General features: G+C 68.0%; 16 protein-coding genes, 1 tRNA gene and 1 pseudogene. 11 read left to right on the forward strand and 7 right to left on the reverse strand.

Going from position 1 to position 24,301, the window contains the following annotated elements; genetic code table 11:
• Positions 1–140: 140 nt before the first annotated feature.
• Positions 141–2,867: a DNA polymerase I gene (polA, locus tag AB0H86_RS23265; RefSeq protein ID WP_362441829.1), complete on the reverse strand. Its 2,727-nt coding sequence runs from the start codon at positions 2,865–2,867 to the stop codon at positions 141–143.
• A gap of 221 nt (positions 2,868–3,088) precedes the next feature.
• Here polA and AB0H86_RS23270 point away from each other — a divergent pair, with 221 nt between their 5' ends.
• The 8 genes from AB0H86_RS23270 to AB0H86_RS23305 all read left to right on the forward strand — a co-directional run bounded on the left by AB0H86_RS23270 (position 3,089) and on the right by AB0H86_RS23305 (position 12,591).
• Positions 3,089–5,392, forward strand: coding sequence for an FdhF/YdeP family oxidoreductase (locus AB0H86_RS23270; RefSeq protein WP_362441832.1), 2,304 nt, complete (start codon positions 3,089–3,091; stop codon positions 5,390–5,392).
• Between the two features lie 69 nt (positions 5,393–5,461).
• Positions 5,462–5,950, forward strand: a complete 489-nt coding sequence (locus AB0H86_RS23275) for a hotdog fold thioesterase (protein ID WP_362441835.1) — start codon at positions 5,462–5,464, stop codon at positions 5,948–5,950.
• A 39-nt stretch (positions 5,951–5,989) separates the two neighbouring features.
• On the forward strand, positions 5,990–6,421 hold the full coding sequence (locus AB0H86_RS23280) for a hypothetical protein (protein ID WP_362441838.1): 432 nt from the start codon (positions 5,990–5,992) through the stop codon (positions 6,419–6,421).
• Positions 6,422–6,936: 515 nt separating this feature from the next.
• The gene (locus AB0H86_RS23285) at positions 6,937–8,151 is read left to right on the forward strand and encodes a branched-chain amino acid ABC transporter substrate-binding protein (RefSeq protein ID WP_362442480.1); all 1,215 of its coding nucleotides are present in this window, start codon (positions 6,937–6,939) and stop codon (positions 8,149–8,151) included.
• Positions 8,152–8,265: 114 nt separating this feature from the next.
• A complete protein-coding gene (locus AB0H86_RS23290; RefSeq protein WP_362441841.1) occupies positions 8,266–9,195 on the forward strand; it encodes a branched-chain amino acid ABC transporter permease in 930 nt (309 codons plus the stop codon).
• 5 nt (positions 9,196–9,200) lie between these two features.
• Positions 9,201–11,015, forward strand: a complete 1,815-nt coding sequence (locus tag AB0H86_RS23295) for a branched-chain amino acid ABC transporter permease (protein ID WP_362441844.1) — start codon at positions 9,201–9,203, stop codon at positions 11,013–11,015.
• 5 nt (positions 11,016–11,020) lie between these two features.
• On the forward strand, positions 11,021–11,878 hold the full coding sequence (locus AB0H86_RS23300) for an ABC transporter ATP-binding protein (protein ID WP_362441847.1): 858 nt from the start codon (positions 11,021–11,023) through the stop codon (positions 11,876–11,878).
• A complete protein-coding gene (locus AB0H86_RS23305) occupies positions 11,875–12,591 on the forward strand; it encodes an ABC transporter ATP-binding protein (protein WP_362441850.1) in 717 nt (238 codons plus the stop codon). The genes AB0H86_RS23300 and AB0H86_RS23305 overlap by 4 nt, the downstream gene beginning before the upstream one ends.
• 82 nt (positions 12,592–12,673) lie before the next feature.
• Here the strand turns inward: AB0H86_RS23305 and AB0H86_RS23310 are convergent, their stop codons facing one another.
• Entirely contained in the window at positions 12,674–13,330 is a 657-nt protein-coding gene (locus AB0H86_RS23310; RefSeq protein WP_362441852.1) for a response regulator, read from the reverse strand.
• A 104-nt stretch (positions 13,331–13,434) separates the two neighbouring features.
• Between AB0H86_RS23310 and AB0H86_RS23315 the strand changes: the two genes are divergently transcribed.
• A tRNA-Leu gene (locus AB0H86_RS23315) sits at positions 13,435–13,517 on the forward strand.
• 86 nt (positions 13,518–13,603) lie between these two features.
• Positions 13,604–14,391 (forward strand): annotated as a pseudogene (locus tag AB0H86_RS23320) (helix-turn-helix domain-containing protein).
• Between the two features lie 5 nt (positions 14,392–14,396).
• Here the strand turns inward: AB0H86_RS23320 and pyk are convergent.
• Both pyk and AB0H86_RS23330 read right to left on the reverse strand, forming a co-directional pair.
• Positions 14,397–15,827, reverse strand: coding sequence for a pyruvate kinase (gene pyk, locus AB0H86_RS23325; RefSeq protein WP_362441855.1), 1,431 nt, complete (start codon positions 15,825–15,827; stop codon positions 14,397–14,399).
• 167 nt (positions 15,828–15,994) lie between these two features.
• Entirely contained in the window at positions 15,995–16,711 is a 717-nt protein-coding gene (locus tag AB0H86_RS23330) for an SIMPL domain-containing protein (protein ID WP_362441858.1), read from the reverse strand.
• 138 nt (positions 16,712–16,849) lie between these two features.
• Between AB0H86_RS23330 and AB0H86_RS23335 the strand changes: the two genes are divergently transcribed.
• Positions 16,850–18,652, forward strand: coding sequence for a 5'-nucleotidase C-terminal domain-containing protein (locus tag AB0H86_RS23335; protein WP_362441861.1), 1,803 nt, complete (start codon positions 16,850–16,852; stop codon positions 18,650–18,652).
• Positions 18,653–18,746: 94 nt separating this feature from the next.
• Here the strand turns inward: AB0H86_RS23335 and AB0H86_RS23340 are convergent, their stop codons facing one another.
• From AB0H86_RS23340 to pepN, 3 genes are all read right to left on the reverse strand, one after another.
• Positions 18,747–20,171: a SidA/IucD/PvdA family monooxygenase gene (locus tag AB0H86_RS23340; protein ID WP_362441864.1), complete on the reverse strand. Its 1,425-nt coding sequence runs from the start codon at positions 20,169–20,171 to the stop codon at positions 18,747–18,749.
• On the reverse strand, positions 20,168–21,526 hold the full coding sequence (locus tag AB0H86_RS23345; RefSeq protein ID WP_362441867.1) for an aminotransferase class V-fold PLP-dependent enzyme: 1,359 nt from the start codon (positions 21,524–21,526) through the stop codon (positions 20,168–20,170). The genes AB0H86_RS23340 and AB0H86_RS23345 overlap by 4 nt, the downstream gene beginning before the upstream one ends.
• Positions 21,527–21,782: 256 nt before the next feature.
• Entirely contained in the window at positions 21,783–24,293 is a 2,511-nt protein-coding gene (gene pepN, locus AB0H86_RS23350; RefSeq protein WP_362441870.1) for an aminopeptidase N, read from the reverse strand.
• Between the last annotated feature and the right edge of the window lie 8 nt (positions 24,294–24,301).

The following is a 24,301-nucleotide window of genomic DNA, read 5'->3' on the forward strand; positions in this document are numbered from 1 at the left end:
AGTGCCGATAGCGCCGAGGCGCAAAGGAGACGAGCCGGGCCCGAGTCGCGTCCCGGCCGACGCACGACCCACGACCACCCGGGCGGGGCCCCGACGCACCTGCGCACCGGGGCCCGCTGTCGCCGACACCTGTCCGGGCCCTAGTGGGCCGCCGATTCCCAGTCGGTGCCGGCGCCCACCGACACGCCCAGGGGGACCGTGAGGTCGACGGCGCCGGCCATTTCCCGGCGGACCAGTTCCTCCGTGGCCGCGCGCTCGCCGGGGGCGATCTCCAGGACGATTTCGTCGTGGACCTGGAGGAGCATCCGGGACTTGAGGTCCGCCTCGCGCAGGGCCTTGTCCACGTTCAGCATGGCGATCTTGACGATGTCCGCCGCCGTGCCCTGGATGGGGGCGTTGAGGGCCATCCGCTCGGCCGCCTCACGGCGCTGGCGGTTGTCGCTGTTGAGGTCGGGAAGGTAGCGGCGACGCCCGAAGAGGGTCGCCGTGTAGCCCGTCGCCCGCGCCTCGTCGACCGCCCGGCGCAGATAGTCCCGTACCCCGCCGAACCGCTCGAAGTACGCGTCCATCAAGGCACGGGCCTCCGCCGCCTCGATGTTCAGCTGCTGCGAGAGACCGAACGCCGACAGGCCGTACGCCAGTCCGTACGACATCGCCTTGATCTTGCGCCGCATCTCCGCGTCCACCGCGGTCGGTTCGACCGCGAACACCTGCGCGGCGGCCGTGGTGTGCAGGTCCTCGCCTGAGGTGAACGCCTCGATCAGTCCCGCGTCCTCGGAGAGGTGCGCCATCACGCGCAGTTCGATCTGGCTGTAGTCGGCTGTCATCAGCGATTCGAAGCCCTCGCCGACGACGAAGCCGCGGCGGATCGCCCGCCCCTCGTCCGTGCGGACCGGGATGTTCTGGAGGTTCGGGTCCGTGGACGACAGGCGGCCGGTCGCGGCGACCGTCTGGTTGTAGGTGGTGTGGATACGGCCGTCCGCCGCGACCGTCTTGATCAGGCCCTCGACGGTGACGCGCAGCTTGGCCTGCTCGCGGTGCCGGAGCATTATCACCGGCAGTTCGTTGTCGGTCTGGGCGGCCAGCCAGGCCAGCGCGTCGGCGTCGGTGGTGTAGCCCGTCTTGGTCTTCTTCGTCTTCGGCAGTCCGAGCTCGCCGAAGAGGACCTCCTGGAGCTGCTTGGGCGAGCCGAGGTTGAACTCATGGCCGGCCGCCGCGTGCGCCTCCTTCACGGCCTGCTGCACGGCGCCCGCGAACATCTGCTCCATGGCCTCCAGGTGGGCCCGGTCGGCGGCGATGCCATACCGCTCCAGCCGGGCCAGCAGCACGGACGTGGGCAGCTCCACGTCACGCAACAGGTCCGCGGCGCCGACCTCCTGGAGGCGGGCCTCGAAGACCTCGCCCAGGTCGAGGACGGCACGGGCCTGGATCATCAGGGCCTCGGCCTCGGCACCGTCGTCCGCGCCGAAGGCGAGCTGGCCGTCGGCCGTGGCGGCGGGGGCCAGCTCACGGTGCAGGTACTCCAGGGACAGCGCGTCCAGGTCGAAGGAGCGGCGGCCCGGCTTGACCAGGTAGGCGGCGAGTGCCGTGTCCATGCCGACGCCGGCGATCGTCCAGCCGTGCTCGGCGAAGACCCGCATCGCGCCCTTGACGTTGTGGAAGACCTTGGGCCGGCCCGCGTCGGCGAGCCAGGCGGCGAACGCCGTCTCGTCGGCCTCGTCCAGCTGGGACGGGTCGAACCAGGCGGCCGCTCCCCCGGCCGCGGCGAGCGCCACCTCGGCGACCGAGCCGGTACCGAGCGCCCAGGTGTCGACGGTGGCCACACCGAGGATCTCGGTGGCGTGCTCGGTGAGCCACGGAGCCAGCTCGCCGGTGCCGAGCACCGTGCCGTCGAGCTCCACACCGCTCTCGACGATGGGCGTCGACTCGGCCTCCTCGGAGCCGGGGTCGACGGCGAGCAACCGCTCGCGCAGCGACGGGTTGCGGATCTCCAGGGTGTCCAGGACCAACGCGACCGCCTTGCGGTCGTACGGAGCGCGCTCCAGGTCGGGGACCGTCCCGGGCAGCTCGACGGTGGTGACCATCTCGGTCAGCCGCCGGTTCAGCTTGACGGCCTCCAGGTGCTCGCGGAGGTTCTGCCCGGCCTTGCCCTTGACCTCCTCGACGCGCTCGACCAGCTCCGCGAACGAGCCGAACTGGTTGATCCACTTCGCGGCCGTCTTCTCGCCGACGCCCGGGATGCCCGGGAGGTTGTCGGACGGGTCGCCGCGCAGGGCCGCGAAGTCGGGGTACTGCGCGGGCGTCAACCCGTACTTCTCGAACACCTTCTCCGGAGTGAACCGGGTCAGCTCGGAGACGCCCTTCGTCGGATACAGCACGGTCGTGTGCTCGCTGACCAGCTGGAAGGAGTCACGGTCGCCGGTGACGATCAGCACCTCGAAGCCCTCGGCCTCGGCCTGGGTGGCGAGGGTGGCGATGATGTCGTCCGCCTCGAAGCCGTCGACGGCGAAGCGCCGCGCGTGCATCGCGTCGAGCAGCTCGCCGATCAGCTCGACCTGGCCCTTGAACTCGTCCGGGGTCTTTGAGCGGTTGGCCTTGTACTCCGTGAACTCCTCGGAGCGCCAGGTCTTGCGGGAGACGTCGAACGCCACCGCGAAGTGTGTGGGCGCCTCGTCGCGCAGGGTGTTGGCCAGCATCGACGCGAAACCATAGATCGCGTTCGTCGGCTGACCCGTCGCGGTCGTGAAGTTCTCCGCGGGCAGCGCGAAGAACGCGCGGTAGGCCAGTGAGTGCCCGTCCATGAGCATCAGGCGGGGGCGCGTGCCGCCGGCGGTCTTGTCGGTCTTCTTCGATGCTGTTTCTGCCACGCCCCCGATCCTGTCACGAGCCACTGACAGTGCGGCCCGCCCGCCGCCCACGGCCGCTCCCGAGACGGCGTCGCCCACCGCGAACATTGCTCGCGCCGTCGGAATCGCCCGGCCTCGATCGTTGTCACCGGCGCGTGCGAGGATCGGAGGCCTGCGGAGGCCAGGGCCCCCGGAAGGACACCGCGCATGTGTACGCGGCCAGGGAACGAGGAGAGCGCGCGATGGCAACGAAGCCGCCCAAGGCAGATCCGGTCCAGGACGCGCCGCAGGTCGCCGAGCCGAAGCACGCGGCCGCGGGCATCCCGGCCATCGGGCACAGCCTGCGCATGGCGCAGCAGCAGATGGGCGTCAGGCGCACCGCGCTGACCCTCCTGCGCGTGAACCAGAAAGACGGCTTCGACTGCCCGGGCTGCGCCTGGCCGGAACCGGAGCACCGGCACGCGGCGGAGTTCTGCGAGAACGGCGCGAAGGCGGTCGCCGAGGAGGCCACCCTGCGCCGGGTCACCCCGGAGTTCTTCGCCGAGCACTCCGTCGCCGACCTGGCCACCAGGAGCGGCTACTGGCTGGGACAGCAGGGGCGGCTCACCCACCCCGTGTACCTCCCCGAGGGGGGAACGCACTACGAGCCGGTGACCTGGGAGCGGGCCTTCGACATCGTCGCCGAGGAGATCACCGCCCTCGCCTCCCCCGACGAGACCCTCTTCTACACCTCCGGGCGCACCAGCAACGAGGCCGCGTTCCTCTACCAGCTCTTCGCGCGCGAGCTCGGCACCAACAACCTGCCGGACTGCTCCAACATGTGCCACGAGTCGTCCGGCTCGGCCCTGTCGGAGACCATCGGCGTCGGCAAGGGCAGCGTCCTGCTGGAGGACCTCTACAAGGCCGACCTGATCATCGTCGCCGGCCAGAACCCGGGCACGAACCATCCGCGCATGCTCTCCGCCCTGGAGCAGGCCAAGAACAACGGCGCGAGGATCATCAGCGTCAATCCGCTGCCCGAGGCGGGCCTGGAGCGCTTCAAGAACCCGCAGACCCCCAAGGGCCTCACCACCGGCGCCGCGCTCACCGACCTGTTCCTGCAGATCCGCATCGGCGGCGACCAGGCCCTCTTCCGCCTCCTCAACAAGCTGATCCTCGCTGAGTCCGACAGCGCCTCCGGCGCGGGCTCCGGCGCGGTCGACGAGGAGTTCGTACGCGAACACACCCACGGCTACGAGGAGTTCGCGGCGACCGCCCGCGCCGCCGACTGGGACGAGACGCTCACCGCGACCGGCCTGTCCCAGAGCGAGATCGAGGAGGCCCTGCGCATGGTCCTCGCCTCGAAGCGCACCATCGTGTGCTGGGCGATGGGCCTCACCCAGCACAAGCACTCCGTGGCGACCATCCGCGAGGTCGTCAACTTCCTTCTCCTGCGCGGCAACATCGGCCGGCCGGGCGCGGGCGTGTGCCCGGTGCGCGGCCACTCCAACGTGCAGGGCGACCGCACGATGGGCATCTTCGAACGCCCCGCCCCCGCCTTCCTCGACGCCCTGGAGAAGGAGTTCGGCTTCGCACCGCCCCGCGAGCACGGCTACGACGTCGTACGGGCCATCCGCGCCCTGCGCGACGGCGAGGCGAAGGTCTTCTTCGCCATGGGCGGCAACTTCGTCTCCGCCTCCCCCGACACCGACGTCACCGAGGCGGCCATGCGGCGCGCCCGGCTGACCGTGCACGTGTCGACCAAGCTCAACCGCTCGCACGCCATAACGGGCGCGCGTGCCCTGGTCCTGCCGACGCTCGGCCGCACCGAACGCGACCTCCAGGGCGGCGGCGAGCAGTTCGTGACCGTCGAGGACTCCATGGGCATGGTGCACGCCTCCCGAGGCCGCCTGGAGCCCGCGAGCACGCGGCTGCTGTCCGAGCCGGCGATCGTGTGCCGCCTCGCCCGCCGGGTGCTCGGCGAGAACAGCAAGGTGCCGTGGGAGGAGTTCGAGAAGGACTACGCCACCATCCGCGACCGCATCGCCCGCGTGATCCCCGGCTTCGAGGACTTCAACGCGCGCGTGGCGCACCCCGGGGGTTTCGCGCTCCCCCACGCCCCCCGCGACGAGCGCCGCTTCCCGACCGCCACCGGGAAGGCCAACTTCACCGCCGCACCCGTCGAGTACCCGAACCTTCCGCAGGGCCGCCTGCTCCTGCAGACCCTTCGCTCGCACGACCAGTACAACACCACCATCTACGGCCTCGACGACCGCTACCGGGGCATCAAGAACGGCCGCCGGGTGGTCCTCGTGAACCCCGACGACGCGCGGACCCTGCACCTCGCCGACGGCTCGTACGTCGACCTGGTGAGCGAGTGGAAGGACGGCGTGGAGCGTCGGGCGCCGGGCTTCCGGGTCGTGCACTACCCGACCGCGCGGGGCTGTGCGGCGGCCTACTACCCCGAGACCAACGTGCTCGTGCCGCTGGACTCCACGGCCGACACCAGCAACACCCCGGCCAGCAAGTCCGTCGTCGTACGTCTGGAACAATCGGCGACCGACTGAGCGTTTGCTCAGCGAGTAGCCGTACGGCCGCTCCCGCAGACGCGTACACCATGAACGGAGCCGGACCCCATGGGCGAGCACCAGCACGTGAAGTTCCCGCAGGAGGTCATCGACGAGTACGCCGCACTCGGCGTCGACCTGCAGGCCCTGTTCTCCGCGGGACACCTCGGCACGCGCATGGGCGTGGAGATCGTGGAGGCGTCGGCGCAACGCGTCGTCGGGACCATGCCGGTGGAGGGCAACACCCAGCCGTACGGACTGCTGCACGGAGGCGCCTCCGCGGTACTCGCCGAGACACTCGGATCGGTGGGGTCCATGCTGCACGGAGGCAGCTCCAAGATCGCGGTCGGCGTCGACCTCAACTGCACCCACCACCGAGGCGCGCGCTCCGGAGTGGTGACCGGAGTGGCCACACCCGTGCACCAGGGCCGGTCCACGGCGACGTACGAGATCGTGATCAGCGACGAGACCGGGCGACGGGTGTGCACCGCACGCCTGACCTGTCTACTCCGGGACGTACAGCCCGCCGACGAAGCCCGGATGCGCGCGAGCGACTGACCCCTGGCCCGATCCCCCCAACCGCCCTAGCGTCTAGGCATGACCGCGGAAGAAGCCCCCAGGACGGGGGCAGCACTCGGATTCGGCCTCGCACTGGTGCTCCTGACGGGCGGTCCGCTCACCGGATGCGGCGACCTGGGCACACCCGACGGAGCGGCGGGCGTGCCGGGCGACGCCACCACCGGACCCCGCCCCGGGACCCCCGAGGCCACGCCCCCGGAGGTCCTGTGCACCCGGATCGTCACATACTGGTCGCGCCGCCAACTGAAGGACGACACCTACGGCGACTACCAGTCGATGGGCCTGTCCAACGGCCAGTACGAGATCCTCATGGACGCCGTGGACGCCGCCCGCGCCGAGTGGAAACGCGGCGACACCAAGGCCGCCGAACGGTCCATCGACCGCACGGCACGCACCGGCTGCGAGAAGTGGTACCGCAACGGCGGCCCCGGCAAAGGCCCATGGCAGTGAACGGTGCCGGACGATCGGCACTCACCACCCATGTCGTGACATATGCGCATGCACCGGCAAAGCCGGACCCACTTTCCTCGGCGTAACTCTGCGTAATACGCGCGCAACAAGGACTCCAGGTTCATCCACCGCGACCCCCGCGCCCACACCGCCTCGGACATCGCCCAAGTCGCCCGCAGCAACAATGCCCTACCCTCGCCCCGTCATGACCAAAACCGCAGGACACTACTGAAACGACCGCCGCGCACCCTGCGCGTTCTCACTATGCGGACCGGGCGAATCGGTCGGAATTCCACGCATCCACCCACCGCGTACCGCTCTGCATTACGTCGTGTCATAACAAGAGCGTCACAGCCTTCGCCAGACACTCCTCCGCGTTCCCCACACACGCTTAGAGTCACGCCCAGTCACCGCGCCAGCGGATTCGAAGTCATTTCGACCCAGCGCTCGACTCGGTGCGTTCCACGGGGAGCCGCCGTGCCAGGGAAAGGACCTGATTCGTGCGTCAACGTTCGATCATCGCTATCACCGCCGCACTCGCGGCGGGATCGCTGACTCTCACCGCCTGTGGGTCGCGTGACGACGACGGCGGCAGCAGCAACGGCGACAAGACCACAGTTGTGATCGGTGTCGACGCCCCCACCACCGGCGACCTGTCCGCGCTCGGCCTCGGCATCAAGAACTCCGCCGACCTGGCCATCAAGACCGCCAACAAGGACGAGTTCGTCAAGGGCGTCGAGTTCAAGCTGGAATCCCTCGACGACCAGGCCCAGCCCTCCGTCGGCCAGCAGAACGCCCAGAAGTTCATCAGCGACAAGGACGTCCTCGGCGTCGTCGGCCCGCTGAACTCCAGCGTCTCCCAGCAGATGCAGAAGCCCCTCAGCGACGCCGGACTCACCCAGGTCTCCCCCGCCAACACCGGCACGGAACTCACCCAGGGCGACGGCTGGAAGACCGGCAAGTCGGTCCGCCAGTTCAAGACCTTCTTCCGCACCGCCACCACCGACGAGATCCAGGGCGCCTTCGCCGCCGAGTACCTGTACACCAAGGCCGGCATCAAGAAGACCTACCTGATCGACGACCAGAAGACCTACGGCGCCGGCCTCGCCGCCTCCTTCAAGGCGAACTACACGAAGCTCGGCGGCAAGATCGTCGGCAGCGACCACATCAACCCCGACGACCGCGACTTCAACGCTGTCGTCGCCAAGATCAAGAAGACCGGCGCCGAAGCCCTCTACTACGGCGGCGAGTACCCCGCCGCCGCCCCCCTGAGCCAGCAGCTCAAGGACAGCGGCCAGAAAATCCCGCTCATGGGCGGCGACGGCATCTACTCCGCCGAGTTCCCCAAGCTCAACAAGAAGGCCGACGGCGACCTCGCCACCTCCGTCGGCAAGCCCGTCGAACAGCTGCCCTCCGCCAAGGAGTTCATCGCGAACTACAAGAACGCGGGCTACAAGGACGCCTACGAGGCCTACGGCGGCCTCACCTACGACGCCACCTGGTCCATCATCGAGGCCGTCAAGCTGGCAGTCGAAGGCAACGACGGCAAGGTCCCCAGCGACGGCCGCAAGGCAGTCCTCGACGCCATGGCCAAGGTCAAGTTCGACGGCGTCACCGGCGCCATCTCCTTCGACGAGTTCGGCGACACCACCAACACCCTCATGACCGCCTACAAGGTCAAGAACAACGCGTGGACGCCCGAGTACAGCGCCGCCCCCAACGTCGGCTGAGCGAGGCCGGGTAACGAGCCCTCCCCACCGCACACATTGATCCAGGCCGCGCGGGAGCGCCCACCAGCGCTCCCGCGCGGCGCCATATCCGAATCACTCCACGGAGGCCCTGCGGTGAACGAACTGCCGCAACAGCTGGCCAATGGCCTCATACTCGGCGCGATGTACGGACTCATCGCGATCGGCTACACGATGGTCTACGGCATCGTCCAGCTCATCAACTTCGCCCACGGCGAGATCTTCATGGTCGGAGGCTTCGGAGCCCTGACCGTCTACCTCTGGCTCCCCGAAGGCTTCGCCCTCGGCGCCGCAGTACCCCTCATGATCCTCGGCGGCATCCTCGTCTCCGTCGCCGTCGCCACCGCGGCGGAACGCTTCGCCTACCGGCCCCTGCGCACCGCACCACGACTGGCACCGCTCATCACCGCCATCGGCCTGTCCATCGTCCTCCAACAGGTCGTCTGGATGTGGTACCCCGACGCCAAGAAGGACCGCCCCTTCCCCCAGTTCGACGGCGGCCCCTTCGACGTCTTCGGCGCCAACATCCAACGCGGCGACCTCTTCGTCCTCGTCGCCGCACCCCTCTGCATGATCGCCCTCGGCCTCTTCGTCACAAAGACCCGCTCCGGCCGCGGCATGCAGGCCACCGCCCAGGACCCCGACACCGCCAAGCTGATGGGCATCAACACCGACCGCATCATCGTCATGGCCTTCGCCATCGGCGCCGCGTTCGCCGCCATCGCCGCCGTCGCCTACGGCCTCAAGAACGGCCAAGTCGGCTTCCGCATGGGCTTCCTCATGGGCCTCAAAGCCTTCACCGCCGCCGTCCTCGGCGGCATCGGCAACATCTACGGCGCCATGCTCGGCGGCCTCGTCCTCGGCGTCGCCGAATCCCTCGCCACCGGCTACATAGGCGACATCCCCGGCATGGACCTCTTCGGCGGCGGCGCCTGGAAAGACGTCTGGGCCTTCGCCCTGCTCATCCTCGTCCTCCTGATCAGGCCACAAGGCCTGCTCGGCGAACGCGTCGCGGATCGGGCGTGATACCCATGACCACCAACCACCCCACCAACAGCACCACCAAGGCACCCCCGGCAACCCCCCTGATCCCGCTGCCGCCCACCGCGGCACGCGCCATCACCCTCGCCGGCTCCGCCACCGCCCTCGTCGGCACCTTCCTCGCCTGGACCTGGACCGAGGAATTCCCCGGCAACCTCACCGTCACCGGCTACCCCGGCGGCCTACAGATCCTCACCCTCGTCGGAGCCATCCTCACCCTCCTCTTCACCCTCTCCGGCCAAGGCATCCGAGGACTGAGCTGGCTCACCCCCGGCGGCACCAACAGCCCCGTCCGCCTCCTCACCCTCGGCGTCCTCGGCACCACCGGCTACGCCATGGGCGCCATCAGCGACGAACTCGGCGGACTCGTCAACCTCGAACCCGGCGCCTGGGTCGCCGGCATCGGCTCCCTCATAGCCGCCATCGGCGCCTTCGGCCTCCCCGCCGACACGCCCTACGACGACAACGACCCCACACCCAACCTGTGGGGCAGGATCCGCCACACCTTCACCGCCCCCGAACCCGGCCGCGCCAAGGAACTCCCCGCCTGGACCGAGATCCTCATCATCGCGGCCGGCTTCGGCGCCGGACTGTACGTCTTCGCCTACGGCATCGGCACCGAATACTCCGAACTGTTCATCGGCTTCCTCATCATCGCCGGGTTCGGATTCACCGCCCTCACCCGCGCGGGCCTCCTCAAACGCCTCTCCAGGCTGACGGCCAAACACCGCAACGTCACCCTCACCGCAGCCTTCGTCGCCGCGATCTGCTTCCCCTTCACCCAGGGCAACGACCAGTTCGCCCTCATCGGCGCGAACATCCTCATCTTCGCCACCGTCGCCCTCGGCCTCAACGTCGTCGTCGGACTCGCCGGCCTCCTCGACCTCGGATACGTCGCCTTCCTCGGCGTCGGCGCCTACGCCGCCGCCCTGGTCTCCGGCTCACCCCAGTCGACCATCGGCGTCCACTTCCCGTTCTGGGCAGCAGTCCTCACCGGAGCCCTCGCCTCACTGATCTTCGGCGTCGTCATCGGCGCCCCCACCCTGCGGCTACGCGGCGACTACCTCGCCATCGTGACCCTCGGATTCGGTGAGATCTTCCGCATCACCATGAACAACCTCAACGGGAACAGCGGCCCCGACATCACCAACGGCTCCAACGGCATCCCGAACATCCCCGACCTGGAGATCTTCGGCTTCAACCTCGGCCTCCCCCACGACGTCCTCGGCCACGAACTCACCCGCTCCGGCAACTACTACCTGCTGATGCTGCTGTTCACCGGCATCGTCGTCATGGTCTTCCGCCGCTCCGCGGAATCCCGCATCGGCCGCGCCTGGGTCGCCATCCGCGAAGACGAGACCGCCGCCACCGCCATGGGCATCAACGGCTTCCGCCTCAAACTCCTCGCCTTCGCACTCGGCGCCGGCCTCGCCGGCCTCGCCGGCACCGTCCAGTCCCACGTGTCCTACAGCGTCACCCCCGAGCAGTACCAGTTCGCCGGACCCGTACCACCCAACTCCGCCTTCCTCCTCGCCGCCGTCATCCTCGGCGGCATGGGCACCATCAGCGGCCCCGTCATCGGCGCCGCACTCCTCTACCTCATCCCGGCCAAACTCCAGTTCATGGCGGACTACCAGCTGCTCCTCTTCGGCATCGCCCTGATGCTCCTCATGCGCTTCAGGCCCGAAGGCCTCGTCGCAGACCGCAGGAAACAGCTCGAATTCCACGAAACCGGACAACTCGACGTACCCAAGGACACCCCACTGCCCGAAGGTGCCACCGGCGTCGCCAAGGCAGGGACGTGACCGCGATGACCACCACAACCACCGCCACCACCACCGCGGTCCTCGACGCCAGCGACGTCACCATGCGATTCGGCGGCCTCACCGCCGTACGCTCCGTCGACCTCACCGTCAACACCGGCGAAATCGTCGGACTCATAGGCCCCAACGGCGCAGGCAAAACCACCTTCTTCAACTGCCTCACCGGCCTGTACGTCCCCACCAGCGGAACCGTGAAGTACAAGGGCACCGTCCTGCCGCCCAAGCCCCACCTCGTCACCCAGGCAGGCATCGCCCGCACCTTCCAGAACATCCGGCTCTTCGCCAACATGACCGTCCTGGAAAACGTGCTCGTCGGACGCCACACCCGCACCAAAGAAGGCCTCTGGTCAGCACTCCTGCGCCTCCCCGCCTTCAAGAAAGCCGAACAGGAATCCCGCGAACGAGCCATGGAACTCCTTGAGTTCACCGGCCTCGCCGCCAAAGCCGACCACCTCGCCCGCAACCTGCCCTACGGCGAACAACGCAAGCTCGAAATCGCCCGCGCACTCGCCAGCGAACCCGGCCTTCTCCTCCTCGACGAACCCACCGCCGGCATGAACCCCCAGGAGACCCGAGCCACCGAGGAACTCGTCTTCGCCATCCGCGACAAGGGCACCGCCGTCCTCGTCATCGAACACGACATCCGGTTCATCATGAACCTCTCCGACCGGGTCACCGTCCTCGTACAAGGTGAAAAACTCGTCGAAGGCACCGCCGACGTCGTCCAAGCCGACGAACGCGTCATCGCCGCCTACCTCGGCACCCCCTTCGAAGGCGCACCCGGCACCGAGGAAGTCGCCGAAGTCGAGGCCGCCGAGAACACCAGGGAAGGAGACGCCAAGTGACCGCACTACTGGAGGTCGAAGACCTCAGGGTCGCCTACGGCAAGATCGAAGCCGTCAAGGGCATCTCGTTCAAGGTGAACGCCGGCGAAGTCGTCACCCTCATCGGCACCAACGGCGCCGGAAAGACAACCACCCTCCGCACCCTCTCCGGCCTCCTCCAACCCCTCGCCGGACACATCAAGTTCGACGGCAAATCACTCAACAAAACCCCCGCACACAAAATCGTCGCCCTCGGACTGGCCCACTCCCCCGAAGGCCGGCACATCTTCCCCCGCATGACCATCGAGGACAATCTCCGCCTCGGCGCCTTCCTCCGCACCGACAAAGAAGGCATCGAAAAGGACATCCAACGCGCCTACGATCTCTTCCCCATCCTCGGGGAACGCAGAAAGCAGGCCGCGGGCACCCTCTCCGGCGGCGAACAACAAATGCTCGCCATGGGACGCGCCCTCATGTCCCGACCCAAACTGCTCATGCTCGACGAACCCTCCATGGGCCTCTCCCCGATCATGATGCAGAAGATCATGGCGACCATCCAGGAGCTCAAGAGCCAGGGCACCACCATCCTGCTCATCGAGCAGAACGCCCAAGCCGCCCTCTCCCTCGCCGACCACGGCCACGTCATGGAAGTCGGCAAGATCGTCCTCTCCGGCAGCGGACAGGACCTCCTCCACGACGAATCCGTACGCAAGGCGTACCTCGGCGAGGACTGAGCGCGCCGACGCCCTCGCATACGTCGAGGCCCGCGCCCCCTTTCCGGGGGCGCGGGCCTCGACGGCGTTCAGGGGCAGGGCGTCAGCCCTTGCTGCCCTTCTTCTCGTCGGCATCCGCGATGACAGCCTCCGCCACCTGCTGCATCGACATCCGACGATCCATCGACGTCTTCTGAATCCACCGGAACGCGGCCGGCTCCGTCAACCCGTACTGCGTCTGCAGAATCGACTTCGCCCGGTCCACCAGCTTCCGGGTCTCCAGCCGCAGACTCAGATCCGCGACCTCACGCTCCAGCTCCCGCAACTCCGTGAAGCGCGAGACAGCCATCTCGATCGCCGGAACCACATCACTCTTGCTGAACGGCTTCACCAGATACGCCATCGCACCGGCGTCCCTCGCCCGCTCCACGAGATCGCGCTGCGAGAACGCGGTGAGCATCAGAACCGGGGCGATACTCTCCTCCGCGATCTTCTCGGCCGCCGAGATACCGTCCAGCTTCGGCATCTTCACGTCCAGGATCACCAGATCCGGCCGGTGCTCACGGGCGAGCTCGACGGCCCGCTCACCGTCACCGGCCTCGCCCACGACGCTGTAGCCCTCTTCCTCCAGCATCTCCTTGAGGTCGAGCCGGATCAGGGCCTCGTCCTCGGCGATGACGACACGGGTCGTCAGCGGAGGCACGTGCGACTTGTCGTCGTCGGGCGCGTCTACGGGCTGGGGCGACTCGGGGGCGGTCACGGGGGCTCCTCGTTACGGGCCGGGCAGGTACTTCTGCTCATGCAGCCTACCTAGCGGCGGGGAGCTGCGGTGACCCGGTATGATTCCCGAGAGCTCCTCAGCTTGCCCGGTTGGAGGAACTGGTCAGACTCGCGGTGCTCAAACCACCGTGCCTTAGGGCATGTGGGTTCGAATCCCACACCGGGCACCTTCCGTAAGAAGCGGATGTTCACGTTCTCGTGAACATCCGCTTTTTGCTGCATGTGGTCACGGTCAGTGACACAGAGTGGCCGCATGAACTTTCACAGCACTGAGGTACGACAGAAGGCCCTCACCCTCCTACGCGGCGGCACGAAAAACGCAGAGGTCGCACGGCGTCTAAACGTGCCGCTCGGCACGGTCGGCTACTGGAAGCATCTGGACCGCGCGAAACGCGGCGAGTGCCCTGGCAAGCACGATCCCAAGTGCCCCCGATGCGACGGACGGGACCTCGATGAACCCGCGTATAGCTACCTGCTGGGCCTGTATCTCGGCGATGGCCACATCAGTCAATACTCCGAGCATCGAGTGCCCAACCTCATGATCACCTGCACCGAGTCATGGGGCGGCCTCATGGACGCCTGCGAGCAGGCAATCCGCGCGGTCTTCCCCGACAACTCCGTCTGCCGCGTCCGCAGGACCGGCTGCAGCAACGTAAAGGTCTACTCGAAGCACCTGCATTGCCTGTTTCCTCAACACGGTCCTGGAGGAAGCATGAGCGCCTCATCGCCCTTGACCCCTGGCAGCAAGAAATCGTCGACGCTCACCCTTGGGAATTCATCCGCGGCCTCATCCACTCCGACGGCTGCCGCATCACCAATTGGACCACTCGCCTCGTAGGCGGTGAGCGCAAGCGGTACGAGTATCCCCGGTACTTCTTCACCAACGTCTCCGACGACATCCGTCGGCTCTGCACCGACACCCTCGACAAGCTCGGGATCGAATGGACGCGCTGTACCCGGAACGGCAACCCGTACAACATTTCCGTCGCCAAGAAGACCTCAGTCGCCCTCATGGACACCCACGTAGGCCCCAAACACTGACCGACCTACTTGTCGTCCGCCCCGATGTGATGCACCCGGACGAGGTTCGTCGAGCCCGAGACGCCGGGCGGGGAGCCGGCCGTGATGACCACGCTGTCGCCCTGCTCGCAGCGGCCGTATTTCAGGAGGAGCTCGTCCACCTGGTCGACCATGGCGTCGGTGGATTCGGCGGTGGGGCCGAGGAACGTTTCGACGCCCCAGGTCAGGCTGAGCTGGGAGCGGGTCGCCGGTTCGGGGGTGAACGCGAGGAGGGGGATCGGGGAGCGGTAGCGGGACAGGCGGCGGACGGTGTCGCCGGACTGGGTGAAGGCGACGAGGTATTTCGCGCCGAGGAAGTCGCCCATTTCGGCGGCCGCTCGGGCGATCGCGCCGCCTTGTGTGCGGGGTTTGTTGTTCTCGGTCAGGGGTGGGAGGCCTTTGGCGAGGATGTCCTCCTCGGCCGCTTCGACGATCTTCGCCATCGTCAGGACGGTTTCGATGGGGTGCTTGCCGACACTGGTCTCGCCGGAGAGCATCACGGCGTCGGTGCCGTCGATGACCGCGTTGGCGACGTCTGAGGCTTCCGCGCGGGTGGGGCGGGAGTTCTCGATCATGGAGTCGAGCATCTGGGTGGCGACGATGACCGGTTTGGCGTTGCGTTTGGCGAGTTTGATGGCGCGCTTTTGGACGAGGGGGACTTGTTCGAGGGGCATTTCGACGCCGAGGTCTCCGCGGGCGACCATGATGCCGTCGAAGGCGGCGACGATGTCGTCGATGGCTTCGACTGCCTGGGGTTTTTCCACTTTGGCGATGACGGGGAGGCGGCGTCCTTCTTCGTCCATGATGCGGTGGACGTCGTCGATGTCGCGGCCGCTGCGGACGAAGGAGAGGGCGACGGTGTCGAAGCCGGTGCGCAGGGCCCAGCGGAGGTCGGCTTCGTCCTTGTCGGAGAGGGCGGGGACGGAGACGGCGACGCCGGGGAGGTTGAGGCCTTTGTGGTCGGAGACCATGCCTCCTTCGATCACCGTGGTGTGGACGCGGGGGCCGTCGATGGCGGTGACTTCGAGGCAGACTTTTCCATCGTCGACGAGGATGTGTTCGCCGGGGGTGACGTCGGTGGCGAGGCCGGGGTAGGTGGTGCCGCAGGTGTGGCCGTTGCCTTCGGTGTTTTCCTCGACGGTGATGGTGAAGGTGTCGCCGCGTTCAAGGAGTACGGGTCCTTCGGTGAAGTGGCCGAGGCGGATCTTCGGGCCTTGAAGGTCGGCGAGGATGCCGACGCTGTGGCCGGTCTCGTCGGAGGCCTTGCGTACGTGGTGGTAGCGCTCCTCGTGTTCGGCGTGGGTGCCGTGGCTGAGGTTGAAGCGGGCGACGTCCATTCCGGCTTCGACCAGGGCTTTGATCTGGTCGTATGAGTCGGTGGCGGGGCCCAGGGTGCAGACGATTTTCGCTCGGCGCATGAGGTGACCCTAGGCCTTACCGGTGGGTAGGGAATTGGGTGTGCATGGCTACTCGACGACCTTTGAGTGACGGGGTTTTGACAAGGGTTGAATTGTGCGCCGGGGTGCTCCGATGAGCATTCGGTGTACGAATTCCTGTGCGGTGGCGGCTGTGGTCTTGGGGTGGTTCACAGCTGTGGGGGTGCCATGGTGAATCGGGCGTTGACCTGGGCGTGGACGTGTTGGCGTTGGGGTTCGAGGTCGAGTGGGGCGGCGGTGGTGTCTTCGGTGGCGCCGTGGGCCATGGAGCGCATGCGGGCGCCGGGTGCGGCGGGGTAGGCGGGTGGGGTGTTCTCGGCGCCTATGTCGGCGAGTTCCACGAGGGCGGCGAGGGTGGTTCCGAGTGCTTCCGCGTATTCCCTGGCGCGTTGTACGGCTTCTCGTACTGCTTGTTGTCGGGCTTCGCGGTGTGCGGGTGAGTCGGGGCGTAGGGCCCACCAGGGGCCGTCGACGCGGGTGAGGTCGAGGTCGGCGAGGCGGGTGGTGAGTTCGCCGAGGGCGGTGAAGTCGGTGAGTTCGGCGGTGATGTGGACGCGGCCGTGGTGGGCGTGGATGCGTTCGCCGCGGCCTTCTTTGAGTTGGGGGGTGATGGAGAAGGTGCCGGTTTCGAGTCGTTCGACTGCTTCGCCGTAGCTCTTGATGAGGTCGAGGGCGGTGGTGTTGCGGCGGGTGAGGTCGTCGAGGGCGGTGCGGCGGTCTTTGCCGCGGGAGGCGACGGTGATGCCGATGCGGGCGATTTCGGGGTCGACTTCGAGGTGGGCTTCGCCGCGGACGGCGATGCGGGGGGCGTCGGGGGTGCCGTAGGGGACGGCGGGGTGGGGGTCGTCGGGTGTCGGGGGGGTCATACGTCCCACTGTGTCACTTCTTATGTGCTGGGGGCCCTAGCTGGTCACCGGATCGAAACCTTTGGGGGCTATTGCGTTGCGGTGTGTTCGGGCCAGAATCTACGCGCGTCGTTGACCGTTGTTCGAGGGGATCGAAACATGCCGTTGAATCGCCGGAAGTTCCTGAAGAAGTCCGCTGTGACCGGGGCGGGGGTGGCGTTGGCGGGGGCGGCGGCTCCCGTGGCGGAGGCCGCGGAGGCGGGGAAGGGGCATCGGCCCGTGAAGCGCTATGCGCTGACGGTGATGGGTACGACGGACCTGCATGGTCATGTCTTCAACTGGGACTACTTCAAGGACGCGGAGTACACGGACGCGCAGGGCAACGCGCAGGGTCTGTCCCGCATTTCGACGCTGGTGAATCAGGTCCGTAAGGAGAAGGGCCGTCGGAACACGTTGTTGCTGGACGCGGGCGACACGATTCAGGGCACGCCGTTGACGTACTACTACGCGAAGGTGGATCCGATCACCGCCGAGGGTGGTCCGGTGCATCCGATGGCGGCGGCGATGAACGCGATCGGGTATGACGCGGTGGCGTTGGGCAACCATGAGTTCAACTACGGCATCGAGACGTTGCGGAAGTTCGAGGAGCAGTGTGATTTTCCGCTGCTGGGTGCGAACGCGTTGGACGCGAAGACGTTGAAGCCGGCGTTCGCGCCGTACGTCATCAAGACGTTCCATGTGAAGGGTGCGCCGCCGGTGAGGGTGGCGGTGCTGGGGTTGACGAACCCGGGGATCGCGATCTGGGACAAGGCGTACGTGCAGGGGAAGTTGACGTTCCCGGGTCTTGAGGAGCAGGCGGCGAAGTGGGTGCCGAGGCTGCGGTCGATGGGTGCGGACGTGGTCGTGGTGTCGGCGCACTCGGGTTCGTCGGGTACGTCGTCGTACGGTGACCAGTTGCCGTACGTGGAGAACTCGGCGGCGTTGGTGGCGCAGCAGGTGCCGGGGATCGACGCGATTCTGGTCGGGCACGCGCACGTGGAGATTCCCGAGCTGAAGGTCGCCAACACGAAGACGGGCAGGACGGTGGTGTTGTCGGAGCCGTTGGCGTATGCGGAGCGGTTGTCCGTCTTCGACTTCGAGTTGGTCTTCGACAGGGGCCGCTGGTCCGTCGAGTCGGTGAAGGCGTCGGTGCGGAACTCGAACTCGGTGGCCGACGACCCGAAGATCACCAGGCTACTGAAGGACGATCACGATGTCGTGGTGGCGTATGTGAACCAGGTCGTCGGTTCGGCGACGGAGACGTTGACGACGGTGGAGGCGCGGTACAAGGATGCGCCGATCATCGACCTGATCACGAGGGTGCAGGAGGACGTGGTCAGGGCGGCGCTGGCGGGTACGGAGTACGCGTCGGTGCCGGTGATCGCGCAGGCGTCGCCGTTCTCGCGGACGTCTCAGATCCCGGCGGGTGAGGTGACGATCCGGGATCTGTCGAGTCTGTATGTGTACGACAACACGCTGGTCGCGAAGTTGATGACGGGCGCGCAGGTCAGGGCGTATCTGGAGTATTCGGCGCAGTATTTCGTGCAGACGGCGGCGGGTGCGGCGGTGGATGTGGAGAAGCTGACGAACGCGGGGGGTCGTCCGGACTACAACTACGACTATGTGTCGGGGTTGTCGTACGAGATCGACATCGCTCAGGCGGCGGGTTCGCGGATCAGGAATCTGTCGTTCGGTGGTGTCGCGTTGGACGATGCGCAGCAGTTCGTGTTGGCGGTGAACAACTACCGTGCCAATGGTGGTGGTGCGTTCCCGCATGTGGCGTCGGCGAAGGAGTTGTGGTCGGAGTCGACGGAGATCCGGACGCGGATCTCTGAGTGGGTGACGGCGAAGGGTGTGTTGGATCCGAGGGACTTCGCGTCGGTGGACTGGAAGCTGACGCGGGATGGTACGCCGGTGTTCTAGGTGCCGGTGGTTGTGTGTGTGAGGGACGGTGGGAGCTTTTTCCCGTCGTCCCTCTGTCTTTGTCGCCGGCTGTCTTTGTTGTCGGCCGTCGGTGTTACCGGCCGTCGATGAGTGGGGTGAGGGTTCGGGGGGCCTGTCGGGCGTGGGGCACCTGTGGTTGGGGTTGGTGGAGTCCGAAGGTGGTGAAGGCGGTGCGGGTGGGCAGGGGGTAGGGCTCTTGCGGGGTCAGGGTGTTGAGGATGGTGGCGCTGCGCCAGGCGGCGAGGCCGAGGTCGGGGGTGCCGATGCCGTGGGTGTGGCGTTCGGCGTTCTGGACGTATACGGCGCCGGTGACGCAGGGGTCGAGGACGAGGCGGAACTGTTCGTCGACGCGGGGGCGTTCGCGGCTGTCGCGGCGTAGGTAGGGGTCGAGGCCGGCGAGGATGCGGTCGAGGGGGCGTTCGCGGTAGCCGGTGGCGAGGACGACGGCGTCGGTGGTGAGGCGGGAGCGGGTGTTTTGCTGGGTGTGTTCCAGGTGGAGTTCGATTTGGGTGGTGGCGATGCGGCCGGCGGTGCGGACGTGGACGCCGGGGGTGAGGACGGCGTCGGGCCAGCCGCCGTGGGGGGTGCGGTGGTAGAGCTCGTCGTGGATGGCGGCGATGGTGCCGGCGTCGATGCCTTTGTGGAGCTGCCATTGGGTGGTGACGAGGCGGTCGCGGACGCTTTCGGGGAGGGCGTGGAAGTAGCGGGTGTAGTCGGGGGTGAAGTGTTCGAGGCCGAGTCTGGAGTACTCCATGGGGGCGAAGGCCGCGGTGCGGCCGAGCCAGTGGAGGTTTTCGTGGCCGGTGGGGCGGTTGCGGAGCAGGTCGAGGAAGACTTCGGCGCCTGACTGTCCGGAGCCGATGACGGTGACGTGGCCGGCGGCGAGGAGGGTGTCGCGGTGGTCGAGGTAGTCGGCGGCGTGGAGGACGGGTACGCCGGGTGTTTCGGCGAGGGGCTTGAGTGGTTCGGGGATGTAGGGCTCGGTGCCGATGCCGAGGACGATGTTTCTGGTGTAGGTCCGGCCGAGGGCTTCGGCTTCTCCGTCGGTGTCGAGTTGGGTGAAGTCGACTTCGAAGAGGTCGCGTTCGGGGTTCCAGCGGATGGCGTCGACCTGGTGGCCGAAGTGCAGTTGGGGGAGGTTCTCGGACACCCAGCGGCAGTAGGCGTCGTATTCGGAGCGCTGGATGTGGAAGCGCTCAGCGAAGTAGAAGGGGAAGAGCCGGTCGCGGGCCTTGAGGTAGTTGAGGAAGGTCCAGGGGTTGGTGGGGTCGGCGAGGGTCACCAGGTCGGCGAGGAAGGGGACTTGGATGGTGGCGCCGTTGATGAGTAGTCCGGGGTGCCAGTCGAAGGTGGGGCGCTGTTCGTAGAAGACGGTGTCGAGGTCGGGGAGGGGGTGGGCGAGGGCGGCGAGGGAGAGGTTACTGGGGCCGATGCCGATGCCGACGAGGTCGCGGGGTTGGTCGGGTTCGTGGTGTGGGGGGTGGGACGTCGGGCTCATCGGGGGGTGGTTCCTTCCACGAGTTTCAGGAGTCCGGTCAGGTCGTCGGGCCGGGTGTGGGGGTTGAGGAGGGTGGCCTTGAGCCAGAGCCGGCCGTCGAGGCGGGCGCGGCCGAGGACGGCTCGGCCGTCGTGGAGCAGTTGTCGTCGTATGCGGGCCACGGTGTCGTCGGTGGCGTTGGTGGGCCGGAACAGGACGGTGCTGATGGTGGGCATGTCGTGGAGTTCGAGGGCGGGGTGGTCGTGGATGAGGGCGGCGAGCGTGTGGGCGTGGTCGCAGACCTGGTCGACGAGGGTGGCGAGGCCGGTGCGGCCGAGGGTCTTGAGGGTGACGGCGATCTTGAGGACGTCGGGTCGGCGGGTGGTGCGCAGGGAGCGGCCGAGGAGGTCGGGGAGGCCGGCTTCGGTGTCGTCGTCGGCGTTGAGGTAGTCGGCGTGGTGGTGCAGGGCGGTGAGGTCGTGGGTGTTCTTGACGGTGAGGAGGCCTGCGGCGGCGGGTTGCCAGCCGAGTTTGTGGAGGTCGAGGGTGATGGTGTCGGCGGCTTCGAGGCCGGTGAGTTTGGTTCGGTGGCGGTTGCTGAACAGGAGGCCTCCCCCGTAGGCGGCGTCGATGTGGAGGCGGGTGCCGTGGGCGGCGCAGCGGGCGGCGATGTCGGGGAGGGGGTCGATGAGTCCGGCGTCGGTGGTGCCCGCGGTGGCGGCGACGAGCAGGGGTCCCGGGATCGTGGTGAGGGCTTCGTCGAGGGCGGCGGGGTCGAGGGTGCCGGCGGGGGCGGGGACGACGACGGGTTCGGGCAGGCCGAGGAGCCAGGCGGCGCGGGGCAGTGAGTGGTGGGCGTTGGCGCCGTGGATGAGCCGGAGGCCGGGGCCGTGTGTCTCGCGGGCGAGGAGGAGCGCGAGTTGGTTGGATTCGGTGCCGCCGGTGGTGACGAGGGCGTCGGTGGCGCCTGCTTCGCGGGCGAGGGCCGAGGTCACCAGCGTTTCGAGTTCTGATGCCGCCGGGGCTTGGTCCCAGGAGTCGAGGGAGGGGTTGAGGGCGGAGGCGGCAAGGTCGGCGGCAGTGGCGACGGCGAGGGGTGGGCAGTGCAGGTGGGCGGCGCAGCGGGGGTCGGCGGGGTCGGCGGCGCCTTCGGCGAGGGCGTGGACGAGGCGCCGTAGGGCGTCGGGGTCGCCTTCGGTGGGGAGGATCTCGCCGACGGCGTCGCGTAGGCGTGCGGCGACGGCTGTCGGTCCGCCGGCCGGCAGAGGGCCTTTGCGGGCTCGGGTGCCGGAGTGCAGTGCGTCGAGGACGGTGTGGAGCATGGGCCGCAGGGCGTGGGGGTTTTCGGGGTCTGAGGCGAGCGGCGGTGTGCTCATCGTTGTCCTCCGGGGCGCTGGGCGAGGAGAGTTCCAGCTTGAGCGCGGAGGCTCGGGCGCGTCCGGGGAGTTCAACGATCCAGACCCGAATGGGGGTACTCCCGTACGGGGAAAACGTGTTGGGCTCGGCTCGGCGGCGGAGGGCTGCGATCACGGAGGTGCGTTCTGAGGTTGATCGTCCTCCCCGGCTCCTTGGCGCTGCCGAGGAGCCGGGGAGGACGATCAACCTCGGAAGGCAGGCCCTAGTTGCCAGGCCCTAGTTGCCCCTGACCCGCAATGCGCGTGTGAGGTCGTCGAGTTGGTCGGCGAGTTTGCGGCGCAGGGCGGGGATGGGGTCGGTGTCGCGCAGGCATTGCTCGCCCTGGTGGAGGGTGTCGGTGTCGACGGCGTGGGTGGGGAAGGCCCAGCGGCCGGCGGCGTCGGCGATGGCGGGGCCGCGGCGGGCGGCGACGGCGACGGCGTCCTGGAAGTAGCGGGGTACGTACTCCCGTACCAGGTCGGCCTGTTCGGGCTGCCAGAAGCCCTGGGCGGTGGCGGTGAAGAGGTAGTTGGAGAGGTCGTCGGTGGTGAACATCGATGCCCAGGCTTTGGCCTTGGTGTCCGGGTCGGGCAGGGCGGCGCGGCAGCGGGCGGCGCCTTCCTGGCCGGTGGCGCTGGGGTCGTTTTCCAGTTCGGCGGTGATGGCGGCTTCGTCGGTGGCGCCGAGGACGGCGAGTCGGGCGAGGACGCGCCAGCGCAGTTCGGGGTCGAGTTCCGGGCCGCCGGGTACGGTGCCGTCGGCGAGCCAGGCGGCGATGGTGTCGGGGTGGGCGGCGACGTCGATGTGGTGGCGTACGGCGAGCAGGCGCAGGCCGGGGTGGTCGCCGTCCTCGGTGCGGCGGATGAGGTCGCGGCACAGGGCGGTGAGGGTGGCGAGGGCGGCGGGCCGTTCCTCGGGGGTGAGGTAGCGGTCGGTGATCTGGGTGGAGGCGAAGGCGAGGACGCCCTGGACGAGGGCGAGGTCCGTCTCGTGGGGGAGGTGGGTGCGGGCGGCTTCCAGGTAGGCGGTGGCCGGTAGTTCGGCGTCGCGGACGGAGTCCCTGAGGGCGTTCCACACGACGGCGCGGGTGAGCGGTTCGGGCAGTCCGGCGAGGGCGACGCCGGCGGTGCGGAATGAGTCGGTGTCGAAGCGGATCTTGGCGTAGGTGAGGTCGCCGTCGTTGAGGAGGAGCAGGGCGGGGCGCTTGCCGATGGGGTGGGGCCCGCCGGATTCGGTCTGTGGGATGTCGAGGTCGAGGCGTTCACGCAGGGCGAGGTGGCGGCCTTCGCCGGTGACGTCGCGGTCGTAGAGGCCTACGGCGATGCGGTGTGGGCGGGTGCCGGTGTGCTCGACGGTGAGGGTGCAGGTGCCGCCGTCGGCGGTGATGTGGGGGGTGAGGGTGTCGACGCCGGTGGTGCGCAGCCAGGTGTCGGCCCAGGCGTGGACGTCTCGCTCGGTGTGGGCGGCGAGGGAGTCGATGAAGTCGGCGAGGGTGGCGTTGGCGAACTTGTGGCGGGCGAAGTGGGTGTTGATGCCGGCCAGGAAGTCCTTCTCGCCGAGCCAGGTGACCAGTTGCCTGAGGGCGGAGGCGCCCTTGGCGTAGGAGATGCCGTCGAAGTTGAGGAGGGCGGAGGCGGTGTCGTCGACGTTCTCGGGGGCGACGGGGTGGGTGGAGGGGCGCTGGTCGGCGTCGTAGCCCCAGGCTTTGCGGGCGACGCCGAAGTCGGTCCAGGTGTCGGTGAAGCGGGTGGCTTCGGTGAGGGTCTGGTAGCCCATGTACTCGGCGAAGGACTCGTTGAGCCAGATGTCGTCCCACCAGCGCAGGGTGACGAGGTCGCCGAACCACATGTGGGCCATCTCGTGGGCGATGACCATGGCGCGGGTCTGGCGTTCGGTGTCGGTGACGGCGGAGCGGTAGACGAACTCGTCGCGGAAGGTGACCAGTCCGGGATTTTCCATGGCGCCGGCGTTGAACTCGGGGACGAACGCCTGGTCGTAGGAGTCGAAGGGGTAGGGCTCCTCGAACTTCTCGTGGTAGCGGTCGTAGCACTGGCGGGTGATGTCGAGGAGTTCGTCGGCGTCGGTGTCGAGGTAGGGGGCGAGTGAGCGGCGGCAGTGGATGCCGAAGGGCAGGCCGTGGTGTTCGGTGCGTACGGAGTGCCAGGGGCCGGCGGCGACGGCGACGAGGTAGGTGGAGATCAGCGGGGTGGGGGCGGCCTGCCAGCGGCCTTCGCCGAGGTGTTCGGTGATGCCGTTGGCGAGGACGGTCCACTCTTCGGGGGCCTTCACCGTCAGGTCGAAGACGGCTTTGAGGTCGGGTTGGTCGAAGGCGGCGAAGACGCGTTGTACGTCGTTCATGAACAGTTGGGTGTAGAGGTAGGTTTCGCCGTCGGTGGGGTCGGTGAAGCGGTGCATGCCTTCGCCGGTGCGGGAGTAGCGCATGCCGGCGTCGACGCGCAGTTCGTGTTCGCCGGGGGTGAGGTTTTTGAGGGGCAGTCGGTTCTCGTCCAGGGTTTCCGGGTCGAGGGGTTGTCCGTCGAGGGTGACGGAGCGCAGTGCGGCGGGCTTGACCTCGACGAAGGTGTCCGTGATGTCCTGGTCCGCGCGAACGGTGAACCTGATGACGGTGCGGGAGTCGAAGGTGTCGTCGCCGGCGGTCAGATCGAGGTCGATCGTGTAGCGGTGGACGTCGATGAACCTGGCACGGGTCTGCGCTTCGTCGCGCGTCAGTACGGACATGCACGCCATGCTGCCTG

The organism is Streptomyces sp. NPDC050997, assembly GCF_040660135.1.
Classification (GTDB): domain Bacteria; phylum Actinomycetota; class Actinomycetes; order Streptomycetales; family Streptomycetaceae; genus Streptomyces.